This is a genomic window from Limnofasciculus baicalensis BBK-W-15, assembly GCF_024178385.1.
Taxonomy (GTDB): domain Bacteria; phylum Cyanobacteriota; class Cyanobacteriia; order Cyanobacteriales; family Coleofasciculaceae; genus Limnofasciculus; species Limnofasciculus baicalensis.
In genome coordinates, this window is the sequence record NZ_JAMZMM010000183.1 from 1 (window position 1) to 11,998 (window position 11,998).

10 protein-coding genes are annotated in these 11,998 nt (G+C 41.9%); 8 read left to right on the forward strand and 2 right to left on the reverse strand.

Going from position 1 to position 11,998, the window contains the following annotated elements:
* Positions 1–49 precede the first annotated feature (49 nt).
* The 4 genes from NJ959_RS17500 (at position 50) to NJ959_RS17515 (ending at position 3,505) form a co-directional block, all read left to right on the forward strand.
* Entirely contained in the window at positions 50–403 is a 354-nt protein-coding gene (locus NJ959_RS17500; RefSeq protein WP_254013027.1) for a LapA family protein, read from the forward strand.
* Between the two features lie 244 nt (positions 404–647).
* Positions 648–1,439, forward strand: coding sequence for a segregation/condensation protein A (locus NJ959_RS17505; RefSeq protein WP_254013028.1), 792 nt, complete (start codon positions 648–650; stop codon positions 1,437–1,439).
* Positions 1,440–1,872: 433 nt separating this feature from the next.
* Positions 1,873–3,036 (forward strand): nucleotidyltransferase family protein, encoded by a 1,164-nt coding sequence (locus tag NJ959_RS17510; RefSeq protein WP_254013029.1) that lies wholly within the window; start codon positions 1,873–1,875, stop codon positions 3,034–3,036.
* Between the two features lie 232 nt (positions 3,037–3,268).
* The gene (locus NJ959_RS17515) at positions 3,269–3,505 is read left to right on the forward strand and encodes a hypothetical protein (RefSeq protein ID WP_254013030.1); all 237 of its coding nucleotides are present in this window, start codon (positions 3,269–3,271) and stop codon (positions 3,503–3,505) included.
* A gap of 126 nt (positions 3,506–3,631) precedes the next feature.
* Here the strand turns inward: NJ959_RS17515 and speA are convergent, their stop codons facing one another.
* The gene (speA, locus tag NJ959_RS17520; RefSeq protein WP_254013031.1) at positions 3,632–5,695 is read right to left on the reverse strand and encodes a biosynthetic arginine decarboxylase; all 2,064 of its coding nucleotides are present in this window, start codon (positions 5,693–5,695) and stop codon (positions 3,632–3,634) included.
* 189 nt (positions 5,696–5,884) lie between these two features.
* On the opposite strand from speA, the gene NJ959_RS17525 reads away from it, so the two are divergent.
* From NJ959_RS17525 to NJ959_RS17535, 3 genes are all read left to right on the forward strand, one after another.
* On the forward strand, positions 5,885–6,607 hold the full coding sequence (locus tag NJ959_RS17525; protein WP_254013032.1) for a hypothetical protein: 723 nt from the start codon (positions 5,885–5,887) through the stop codon (positions 6,605–6,607).
* A gap of 55 nt (positions 6,608–6,662) precedes the next feature.
* Positions 6,663–9,860: a patatin-like protein gene (locus NJ959_RS17530; RefSeq protein WP_254013033.1), complete on the forward strand. Its 3,198-nt coding sequence runs from the start codon at positions 6,663–6,665 to the stop codon at positions 9,858–9,860.
* Positions 9,861–10,046: 186 nt separating this feature from the next.
* On the forward strand, positions 10,047–10,418 hold the full coding sequence (locus tag NJ959_RS17535) for a translation initiation factor (protein WP_254013034.1): 372 nt from the start codon (positions 10,047–10,049) through the stop codon (positions 10,416–10,418).
* A 92-nt stretch (positions 10,419–10,510) separates the two neighbouring features.
* Here the strand turns inward: NJ959_RS17535 and argB are convergent, their stop codons facing one another.
* Positions 10,511–11,407 carry an acetylglutamate kinase gene (argB, locus tag NJ959_RS17540; protein WP_254013035.1) on the reverse strand — a complete coding sequence of 299 codons (897 nt, stop codon included), beginning with the start codon at positions 11,405–11,407 and terminating at the stop codon, positions 10,511–10,513.
* Between the two features lie 145 nt (positions 11,408–11,552).
* On the opposite strand from argB, the gene NJ959_RS17545 reads away from it, so the two are divergent.
* Positions 11,553–11,998, forward strand: a 446-nt coding sequence (locus NJ959_RS17545) for a Rieske 2Fe-2S domain-containing protein (protein WP_254013036.1), incomplete at its 3' end; no start/stop codon positions are given.

Here is an 11,998-nt window from a genome sequence, read left to right on the forward strand (position 1 = left end):
GTACTCCTGCTACAATTGGCAAACGAGACTATAGTCAAGGATCTAGAGAATGCGACAAATTAATTTTTTGGTTATTTTTGCTCTGTGTTTAGTTTTGGCTTTATTTAGCCTGGAAAACACTACCCCTGTTGCTATTCAGGTTGTTGGTGGGGTTCAGGTGGAAGCGCCTCTGTCAATTGAATTGATTTGTGCTATGGGGCTTGGGGGTGTCCTTGCTTGGATGTTCAGTATTTGGGCTAGATTATTGGGATACCTATCGTCTCGTAGAGTGGTTAGCCAAATACAAACCAAAGAACAGCGGATTCAGGAATTACAGCAAGATGTGGAACGTTACAAGGTAGAACTAGAAGAGCAGCAGCTACCTGCTTTATCTGCAGCAGAGTCGGTGAAGGAAGGATCGTGAGCTGAGGGAGGGGAGGATAGGGAAGATGAAACTGTTGCTGGTTGGTTGTTAGTTGTTGGTTTTTTTGGCAAGGGGCAATTGTTGGGTGTAGTTGGTTGTTAGTTTTTGCTGGTTGGTTGTTGGTGCAAGAATTAATCAGCGTAACAGGCGTAATCAGCGTAACAGGCGAGATGCCTGTTCTACGACAATGGGATGAAAGCTACTTGCCAACAACAAACAACCAACAACAAACAACCAATAACCAATGACACCTGCCACTGAAGCCATTGCGCTGCTGATAGATCTCGCACAGCGCGGGGAAATTGACCCGTGGGATGTTCAGGTTATTGAGGTGATCGATCGCTATTTAAGCACCTTATCCCTAAATGATGTCGAAACTAGCCCAAGTGAGACTGACTTATCTCAGCCCGGACAGGCTTTTTTATGGGCATCAATGCTGGTTTTACTCAAAGCAAATACTCTGGAACGTATCGATGAGGAAGCAGAAGTAGAACTAACTGAGATGGAGGAGGATGTCGATGGAACTGGTAATACTAGGTTACCATTGCATTTAGAACAGCATCTACGCCGTCGCACTGCTGCACCACCGCCAAAAAGACGACCTGTTACCCTCTCTGAATTGATTGAGCAGTTGCAGCAGATGGCGACTGAATTAGAAGAAACACCTTCCCCCACCCGCGCCAAATCTCACCGTTCCATCTTGAGATCTCAAGCAGCCAAAGCCATAGCCCATCTGGCACACGATGAGAATCTTACCGAAATTGCTAAACGGCTGGAAGTATTCTTCTCCCGTCACTGGCAAGAATTATCTGTCGGAAAGGATTGGCTGAATTTAGATCAGTTGTTAGAGTGGTGGACAGTATCTACAACAGAGTCCGCGATCGAATCGGGTGAATCTGCTGTTAATGGGACTGAATATCGGTCCCATGACAGAGTTGGTGTTTTTTGGGCACTACTCTTGTTGTCAGCTCAATCTAAGGTTGAGTTATCTCAAGAGGAATTCTACCAAGACTTAAAAATCCGGGTGTTGGAGTAATACCAAACGAGGAATGCGCTCGAGGTTACAGGGAAAGCATCTCCATCAACTATACCAGGATTGACAGATTTGAAAAACAACAGTCGGATGAAGACGATTTCAGCACTTGCCACCAATCTAGCTCCAGAATCTGGCTAGAATAACTACGGGCAAATAGTAGATTTAGTCAAGAATCCCTCATCGGTAGTGCAAAAAAAATTTTGTCTATCTATCGTGTAAAAAACCTGATTTCTGTCATTTTTCTCGGTATGTAAAATAGACATCTGGTGAAAATTTATCTGGGGCGGGCATTTCGCCCGCTGTTGAGATTCTTTTCTGGAGATGTCTAATGGAGTCTCGAAAAATTGGTCAGTTGCTAGCACAACTGACCGATTAGATCGGACTCAATCGACCAAATCACCAATCTATGGTCTAGCGTGAGGAATAAATAATTATGAAAGCCATGATTCTGGCTGCTGGAAAAGGGACTCGGGTTCGCCCCATCACTCACACCATTCCGAAACCATTAATTCCGATCCTGCAAAAACCAGTGATGGAATTTCTCTTAGAATTGTTACGAAAGCATGGCTTTGACCAAATTGTTGTCAATGTCTCTCACCTGGCTAATGAAATTGAAAGTTACTTCCGCGATGGTCAACGCTTTGGTGTAGAAATTGCTTATTCCTTTGAAGGATCTATTATTGAAGGTGAACTAGTCGGGAAGGCACTTGGCTCTGCGGGGGGAATGCGCAAAATCCAAGACTTTTATCCTTTTTTTGACGACACCTTTGTTGTCCTTTGCGGTGATGCCCTGATCGATCTGGATCTGTCTGCTGCACTGAAGAAGCACAAAGAAAAAGGTGCGATCGCGACGATTGTGACTAAATCTGTCCCACGAGAACAAGTTTCCAGCTATGGTGTTGTGGTTACAGATGAGAACGATCGGATTAAGAGCTTCCAGGAAAAGCCCTCTGTCGAAGAAGCTCTTAGTACCAACATCAACACCGGAATTTATATCTTTGAGCCTGAAGTTTTAGATTATATACCATCAGGTCAAGAATATGACATTGGTGGCGATCTATTTCCTAAACTTGTGGCAATGGGTGCGCCGTTTTATGCTGTACCTATGGAGTTCGAGTGGGTGGATATTGGTAAAGTGCCAGACTATTGGCACGCGGTACGGGGTGTCTTGACTGGGGAGATCAAGAATGTCTCGATTCCGGGTAGGCAAGTAGCTCCCGGTATCTACACGGGTTTAAATGTCGCAGTCAATTGGGATAAGGTTGATATTACCGGACCTGTTTACATCGGTGGGATGACTCATATTGAGGATGGCGCGAAGATTATTGGTCCATCAGTAATTGGTTCAAACTGCTGGATTTGTAAAGGGGCAACGGTTGATAATAGCGTGATTTTTGAATACTCTCGCCTTAGCCCTGGGGTTCGCTTGGTGGATAAGCTAGTCTTTGGACGCTACTGCGTTGATAAGACTGGCGCTACTATCGACGTGCAAGCAGCAGCCCTAGATTGGCTGATTACCGACACCCGTCGGACTATGCCACCCCAGGAATCAGAAGAAAATAAAGCGATCGCAGAACTTCTGAGTAGTGCTAGTTAGTTAGTTGTTATTGGTTATTGGTTGTTGGTTGTTGGTTGTTGGTTTTTTGCTTCAAACTCGATCGGGGAAAGCCTTAAACTTCGACTAATAATCCTAACGTTATTCAGAGGATGAATCTAGATGATCTGCTTTCTTGCTAGACTTCGGATATGCGATATGAGCGATCGTAGATCTTCATCCTACAGATTTGCGATACGATCAGTAGAGTATTATATCCATCATTGCCAGTTCTATGGATGTTTCTCAAACAATTGACGCTCAAGTCACGTTACCGATGGAGTTGTATCAGGAGATTGCCCAACTAGCCAAGGCTCATGGACATTCCGTGAGTCGGGAGATCGTAGCGCTGCTTACTCGTTTGCTGATAGAGATACCAAGCGATCTACAGTATGAATTTGCAGCATGGGAAGCGGCAAGTGACGAGGATTGGTTGAGTATGGAAACGATCCTAAAATCTGAGGATAATTAGATGGCAAGAGGAGATGTTCTCCAGGTAAGTTTGCCGTATTTATTAGCTCAAAATTATCAGGGGTTCGATATTTATTCAATCAAATTCATATTTGATTAAACCTCTCACCCCTTACCTCTTACCTTCCTAAGACAAATAAGTATAACTACTAAGACTCCGCTCATAGTTTTGTAGCAACCGTTGAGATTCTGCCAAGGTAATCCGGTTTTCTTGCAATGCTTGCTCGGTGAGGCGGCGGATACTTTCTACTAAGTCTTCAGCATCATATTCTACATAACCCAAGACTTCAGTTACCGTATCACCTTTGACAACATGTTCAATTTCATATCCTCTAGGTGTCAATTGAATATGGACCGCGTTAATATCGCCAAATAGGTTATGTAAATTACCCATGATTTCCTGATAAGCACCAACGAGGAATAAACCCAAATAATAAGGTTGTTGCAATTTTTGCTTCCTTATTTCTGGATTTGGGATTGGAACATTGTCTTTGCTATTTCCTTCTTCCTCTACCTTTCGGAGAGGGTGAAGTTCTAGCACTGATTTTACATCTCTTAGGTCAATGAATTTGTCTATTTTCCCATCGCTATCGCAGGTGAGATCTGCTAAGATACCGCGAGCGGTTGGTTCTTCATTGAGGCGGTGAATTGGCATAATGGGAAATAGTTGATCGATTGCCCAGGAGTCAGGTACGGATTGGAATACTGATAGATTGACGTAATAAATTGATGCCATGATTTTTTCCAAGTCTTCCAAGTCGTCGGGAACGTAATCCTGGGTTCTGACAATTTCTAAAATCTTTTGGCAACAACACCAGTATAATTGCTCGGCTCTGGCTCTTTGGGTGAGACTGAGATAACCAAAAGTAAAGAGGCTTTTTGCTTCGTCTTTAAACTGGATCGCGTCGTGGTATGCTTCCTGATAATTTTCAGTATTAATTGTCTGGTAAGTTTCCCACAAATTACGGATAATTAGATGTTCTTCATCTGTTACTGGGATTGGTTCTTCAGGAACCACATCACTAGTACCCAGAACATCACAGATGAGGACAGAATGATGAGATGCGATCGCACGTCCACTTTCACTAATGAGTACTGGTACTGGTAGTTTCCGAGCTTCACAAGATTCTTTTACCTCAGCGACAATATCATTAGCATAGTTCTGCATATTGTAGTTTTTTGAGGCATAGAAATTAGTTTTAGATCCATCGTAATCGATGGCCAAACCTCCCCCTACATCCAGGTACTTCATGTTAGCACCTAACCCACTCAGTTCCACATAAATTTGGCTGGCTTCTCGGATTGCTTCTTTAATAACGCTGATGGCAGAAATTTGAGAGCCGATGTGAAAATGTAATAACTGTAATGAGTTAAGCATTCCTGCATTCCGCAGTAATTCAACACAACTGAGGATTTCGGGAATAGTCAAACCAAATTTAGCGCGATCGCCTGTAGAATCGCCCCAATGTCCCGTACCTTTGCTAGTTAATTTTGCCCGGACTCCCAGTACAGGTTCAATTCCCAATTGCGCTCCTACCTCAATCGCGAGCTGTACTTCTTCAATCTGCTCAATAACAATAATTGGTTTGTGTCCTAAACGGGTTGATAAGAGAGCAGTTTCAATATATTCCCTATCTTTATAACCATTGCAAATTAGTATAGAATTAGGCGTTTTCAAGGTAGCAATAGCAATAATTAGTTCTGGTTTAGAACCTGCTTCTAGTCCAAACTGATAAGGTTCGCCAAATCTGACTAAATCTTCAACCAAATGTCGATGTTGGTTACACTTAACTGGATAAACGCCTTGGTAAGTACCGGGATATTTATAGCGAGCGATAGCCTTGGCAAAACAGGCATTCAACCGCTCAATTCGATCTGCTAAAATATCAGAAAATCGAATTAACAGAGGCAAACCGAGATTCCGCTGCTTGAGTCCCTCAACTAGTTCCAGCAAATCCAGAGAGCCACCGCGATCGCCTTTAGGAGAAACTGTAACATGACCTGCCGCATTGATAGAAAAATATGGCTCTCCCCATCCTTGAATTCGGTATAGTTTTTCGCTATCCTCAATTCTCCATTTCTGGCGTAATGGTTTACCATTAGTTCCATTAATGTTGGCTGGGGTATCCAGGAGATGATTTAGTTGTCCTTCATCAGGATTGCCGATTGTGGAAGTTAGCTCTAGCGCCATAGTATTGTCTAATCGTTAAATTACACTGTGCGAGTTAATGCTAGCGCATCAGGGTTTGGGGGTGGGGAGGAGAGTTAAAACTCCCATAGACATCCCCAAACCCCATTTCCCTACTCTCCAAGCCGTGCTAAAATAATCTGAGCAGGTTGCCCTTTGGGGTACTTGTTATTGTTTTTATTAAGGGTGTCAATGCTCAACCCATCTGATAATCCTGCCAACAAGCAACTTTTACCAAAAGCACTACCACAGTTAATCCAGAAGTATCCATGGGCTTTTTGGGGTACGATCTGGGGTGGGATAATTGTGGTGGGTTCTGTGGCGGGTTTTGGTATGATTTACCCCGGACCAGTTGAACAAGAGGCTTCTGGGCCTAAACCAACCATAACGACAATTCAACAATTTACCACTGGGAGTAAGCCTCAACCAAAATCGGTAACCCTGCCGCCAGTGGCAATTCAGCCGCCAGTGGCAATTCAGCCGCCACCAATTATCAACCCTCAACCTGCAATCGCAACAATTCCCCTATCTGCACCAGGAGAAGGTTTTCCCCTATCTGTGTTTGCAGGTTTAGCCATAGGCTGTGGAGTAGGTTCTTTTGTGGTAGCACAACTTGTCAAAAAAGCAGCCCGGCCTTACCAATCCGCAACATTTCGTAAAAAAACTCAAAACATATCCAAAAAACACCGTCCACTGCCCAGGAAACCACAGGTAGCCCATTCAAAATCAATTGTTCAACCGCCATATAATCAACCTACATATAATCAACCACCAATAATTGAAAAGCAAGAGACTCAAGTCACGGTTGTATCAGCTTCGGAGAATCATCACTTAGACAGGAAAGAGGAAACCCTCGCGGAAATGTTAGATTTGCGGAAGCGGAAGTCCCTATCTTCATTGATGCGAGAGGAATAAGCGGAATGCCGATGTTCATTAGAGACAAATAATAAACCAAGACGAGGACTAAGCGATGTCTAGTCAAACGCTAAAAAAACCAGAATTTTCTCGTGAATATCGTCTGGGATTAGTTGTTTATGGCGGTGTCTCACTCGCCATTTATATGAACGGTATCAGCCGCGAATTTTATAATGCTGTGCGCGGCAGAGGAATCTATAAATTAATTAAAGCACTCACCGATTCCGATATTGTTGTTGATATTATATCCGGAACATCCGCAGGTGGAATTAATGGAGTACTTCTGAGCTATGCCCTCGCCAATAGTAATGAAGAAGAAGTTTTTGATTTTCAAGAATTTGACCAGGTTTGGCGGGAAAGTGGCAGCATTAACAAGCTAATGTATGAACCCGCACCCCAAGAATCCCAAAAAGATTCAGTATTGGATGGTGAAGGATACTACCAAAATGAGTTAGTAGAAGCATTAAAAAAAGTTGGTAATTATCCAAAAAAAGCGCCAGCAGGAGAGTGGTTTTCTCAATTTAATGAACTAGATTTATTTGTGACAGGAACTGATGTACTGGGGCGAATTTATCAGGTTTTTGACGATACTGGACGAGCAATTGAACTGAAAAATCACCGGACAGTTTTTAATCTAAAACATTGTAAAAATCGACAGGAACCCTTTAAGCCAACTGGAGATCCAGCAGATATCAGCCGTACCCCGGAAGTCACCTATCAATCCCTGGCGAAACTTTGCCGAATTACATCTTGTTTTCCCGTAGTTTTTCCGGTAGTCACTGTCGGGTTGAAAGAAGATGCAAATGAGGTAGATAAACGGCTGATTTCCTGGGGAAATCTGGAAAAACGGGAATTACCTGAACAACGGCCACCAGACGGGTATCAATTGCATTTTCTCGATGGTGGAATTCTAGATAATAGACCATTTAGTTATGCGATTAAGGATATTTATTATCGGACAGCTAATCGTCCCGTAAATCGGAAAATATTTTACATCGATCCCTGTCCGGATCGCTTCATGGGGAGTCCCAGGTTTAATACTATGCCAAAACCAAATGTATTGGACGTAATTCAAGAAGTTGTAATTGGACTGCCAACTTATGAAAGTATCAGCAACGATTTGGAGTCGATCCAAGATCATAACAATCAAATCAGTCGATATAACGATCTATTAACCGATTTAGAAAAAAGAGAAATATTAACACCGAAAAATTTTGATAGAATAAATAGCGAGGAAGAAATTTATCTAAAGAGTCGTCTGATTATCCTGCGCGATCGCATTCTTCCGCTTATTTTGAGAACGGATTCCGGGGGAAACACTAAATCTGGCAAGAGCAAGATTGAGATATTAGAGCAAACAGCACAATTATTGATTGAAGGACTATCTTTTAATGAAGATGAGGAATACCAAGTAGATATACTGGAAAAAATCAGGAAAGAAATTGATAACCTGGATGTATATTTAGCGTTGAGGAAGCATTTCTATATCGTAAAAAAGGTTTTAGGATTAATTGATAAAGAGTCTGATTTAGGCGAATACAAAAAGCTCAAGTTATTAGCTAGTGGTCTAAATAGTCACATTAAACTGCTAGAGGTAATTGCGACTACATTAGATATTTTACTAAGTCATATTCAAGTCAGCGAATCATTTGAGAAATTATTAGAAGAAAATCCTCCAGATAACGATATTGAAAACAGAATAAAATTACGCACTCAAGTCTGCGATCGCATCTTTCGATTGCACCGCTTCTTCTTGGATGCAGATGGTTTTGCAGACTTTGCTCCGGATAAGTCACACAGGGGAAATCTTACAGAAATTACTGCCGACTTTTTTAAACAATTACCCATTCAAGTAGAGTTTAAACTCCAGACGGAACAAAGAGAATGGTTACCTCAAAAAGAAATTGATAGTATTTCTGAGCTATTTAAACAAAAAATTAGTAATTTAGATAAAGATTCATCACTGATAAATGATATCTGGGAGGAGGAAAGATTTGAGGAGCGGGGTAAAGAATGTTTTACTGTATTAGACTACATAAATCAAACATCAGAAATTTTGATTAAAAGCAGTGGCGTGAAAAAAGCCGAGCATATCTGGAGTCGGTTTAAAAACTTCAGAAACTTAGATCGAACCCTTTATCCCTTTGAATATCTAACATCGCTCAAGGAAAAAAATCACATTGAACTAATTCGATTTAGTCCCGATGACGCTCAACGAGGATTGGGAAAAGGGAAAACATTCAATGATAAATTAGCGGGGGATACATTAGCCACATTTGGAGGATTCTTCAAGAAGTCATGGCGATCAAATGATATACTTTGGGGTAGATTAGATGGACTAAATCGGATTGTGGAAGCATTAGTTAATCGCGAATCAGTGCAAAATTTTCCTCGGTTTCTTAAACGACAAGTAAAGGAACAAGGATGTACAGAGGAAGAATATATAGACTTATTAGTTGAAGAATCATTCCTAGATGCTCAAAGTCGCGATCGCGAAAAAATTAAAACCCATCTTCATAAGTTAGCAGATCCGACATGGCAAGGCGATCTAGATCTAAATTTGATTGTAGATGATTTAGTCCTGGAAGGACATCGGTCAATTTTAATGACAGATATTCAAAACACGATTGAAGATGAAATTAGTGAGCAAATATCTTGGAATCAACAGCGACTACAACCAACCGATCCGACGGATGTAACCAGGCTTCTCACTAAACTAGAAGAACAACCGCCAAACTATCAGCCAGTCCCCGGCTACTTTCAAGAAAGCGTTACTATTCTGGCATCAGGAGCATTAGCAAAGCAAGCCATGAATAGTTTTTCATCTCAAGAAAAAGAGAATTTTTTTCGCAAGCGCTACAGGGTAGGAAAAGAAAGTGTGGTAAAAGATATTCCGGTAATTGTCTTATCGGCTATAACCGCACGCTTTGTCCTAGTTATGCGAGATATTATTATCACCGTATTAGGAGAAAAACAGGCAGCAAAGATCAAAGGATTGATAACTTACCAGTTTTTTAATAAGTCTGTACAACTATTCTATTGGTGGCTGCAACAAAGAGGTCCCATCGCAGTACAAAATCGAAATTTTCCCGGTAAACGCCCCCTAGTTTTAGTCCTTCAGGTGCTGTTGCTACTAACCACGATAATTGCTATTATTATCACCGCTTACAAGTCACCCTGGACAGTAACAGTCGCTATTAGTGCGATCGTTTTGTTTTGGTTACTAGGATATACTGTTCCAGGGAAGAGGTGAAATGAAGGATGAAGAATTAAGTAAAAAAATAGTTTTACTTTTCACCCATTCCTCCTAAGAATTCTGTTAGCGCAGCGGTACGAAGTCCGTTTTTATTGTTCAGGAGTGAATTAAAACTCAAAACCCAAAACTCAAAACTCAAAACTCAAAACTCAAAACTCAAAACTCAAAACTCAAAACTCAAAAATGGCATCATCAAAATCAAAACAACAAACAAACCAATCCAAGCCTGCCACAGAACGAATTATTTACCAAGAATTCGGTTCCGGTAGCAATCCCGCTGCGGTGCAACGTGGAGTGGAAGAATTACCTCCGAATCAGCAAAATTTACGGGTTCAAGCATCTCGGAAGGGAAGGAAAGGTAAAACAGTAACAGTAATTAGTGGTTTTCAATGTAAAGAGGAAACATTAACTCAATTACTGAAACAGCTTAAAGCTCAATGTGGTAGTGGTGGTACTGTTAAAGATAATACCTTAGAAATTCAAGGAGATCATACTCAGAAGTTGGTGCAAATTTTGGTTCAGCTAGGGTATAAAGCGAAAATTAGTGGTGGTTAAAACGATTTTATAAACAACTTATAGCGAAAACGGAAGTACCCCCTGTCGGCGGTACTTCCGTAGATTGAAACTATTGCCGTCTTGAGTGTCAATCAGCGCTTGATAAATTCAGATGCTACAATCATAGAACCGATGCCTTCATCGGTGAAGATTTCTAGAAGCAACGAGTGAGGAACTCGACCATCTAGAATATGTGCAGCCTTTACCCCTTGAGCCAGGGAGCGCACGCAACAAGTCACTTTGGGAATCATCCCACCACTAACAACACCAGTTTCAATCAACTGTCGTGCTTGTTGAATATCGACTTTGGGAATTAAAGTTGAAGGATCTTTATAATCCCGTAAAATACCAGAAGTATCGGTGAGTAAAATTAACTTTTCTGCTCCCAAAGCAGCAGCAATTTCACCCGCAACAGTATCAGCATTAATGTTATACGCTTGTCCAGTTTCATCAGCAGCAACGCTAGATACCACGGGAATATAACCGTTTTTCAGCAATGAGTCCAAAAGATTAATATTCACACTTGTAACTTCTCCGACAAAGCCAATGCCCTCTCTGCCATCGGGACGGGCTGTGATTAAATTAGCATCCTTGCCACAAAGTCCTACAGCTAAACCGCCAGCGCAGTTAATCAAAGAAACCAATTCTTTATTAACCTTACCGACTAACACCATTTCCACAACTTCCATGGTGGGAGCATCGGTAACTCGCAAACCATCTTTGAATTGTGGCTCAATCCCTAATTTCCCCAACCAACTATTAATTTCAGGGCCACCGCCGTGAACAACAACTGGCCGCAAACCGACACAAGCCAAGAAAACAATATCGCGGATGACAGTATCTTTAAGGGTGCTATCTTTCATCGCAGCTCCCCCATACTTGACAACCACTATCCGCCCTGCAAATTGTTGGATGTAGGGAAGGGCTTCACTCAAAACGCGGACGCGGGTGGCTTCGGCTTTGTTAATGAAATCGCTATTTTCAGTCATGGGCGGCAAATATATGATAAATAAGGGGTAGAAAGCAGTTTAAATCATTTTATTAGTTATTAGTCATTAGTTGTTTGTTATTTGTCATTTGTGATTCGATATCTAGATTTCTTGATTTATGTCTTTTATGGGAGTGGAACTTTGTATGGAAAGTTTGACATCTGCCAAATCTCGCCGCCAATTCCTGAACTATCTAGTGGCAGGAACGACTGGAACCCTAATTATGGGCTGGATTTTCCCCCAACGTGGAGTTAGCAGAGAGGCAAATCTGGAAACCCTCTGTTCTTTGTTTCCCTACAACTCTCGGTGTAAAGATTATTTGCCCGGTGTCGCAGCTATTGACAATGAGGGAACTCCAATCAAGCCGTCGTCTCTTTTAGCCAAAGCTAAACCAGGAATACCCTTGCCCGTTGAAGGTTTACCCCAAACAACCTATCTGGTGATTCAGGATGGACCGAAAATTGCTGAATATGGCATCAGTCCCGTTTGTACTCATTTAGGATGTACGGTGGCGTGGGTGTCAGAAGAAGATCGTTTTGTTTGTCCTTGTCACGGTTCCCAGTACGATGCTATGGGACGAGGAGTTCGCGG

Coding starts and splice junctions, on each gene's coding strand:
- NJ959_RS17500 (WP_254013027.1), top strand. CDS start 50: ATGCGACAAATTAATTTTTTGGTTATTTTTGCTCTGTGTTTAGTTTTG.
- NJ959_RS17505 (WP_254013028.1), top strand. CDS start 648: ATGACACCTGCCACTGAAGCCATTGCGCTGCTGATAGATCTCGCACAG.
- NJ959_RS17510 (WP_254013029.1), top strand. CDS start 1,873: ATGAAAGCCATGATTCTGGCTGCTGGAAAAGGGACTCGGGTTCGCCCC.
- NJ959_RS17515 (WP_254013030.1), top strand. CDS start 3,269: ATGGATGTTTCTCAAACAATTGACGCTCAAGTCACGTTACCGATGGAG.
- speA (WP_254013031.1), bottom strand. CDS start 5,695: ATGGCGCTAGAGCTAACTTCCACAATCGGCAATCCTGATGAAGGACAA.
- NJ959_RS17525 (WP_254013032.1), top strand. CDS start 5,885: ATGCTCAACCCATCTGATAATCCTGCCAACAAGCAACTTTTACCAAAA.
- NJ959_RS17530 (WP_254013033.1), top strand. CDS start 6,663: ATGTCTAGTCAAACGCTAAAAAAACCAGAATTTTCTCGTGAATATCGT.
- NJ959_RS17535 (WP_254013034.1), top strand. CDS start 10,047: ATGGCATCATCAAAATCAAAACAACAAACAAACCAATCCAAGCCTGCC.
- argB (WP_254013035.1), bottom strand. CDS start 11,407: ATGACTGAAAATAGCGATTTCATTAACAAAGCCGAAGCCACCCGCGTC.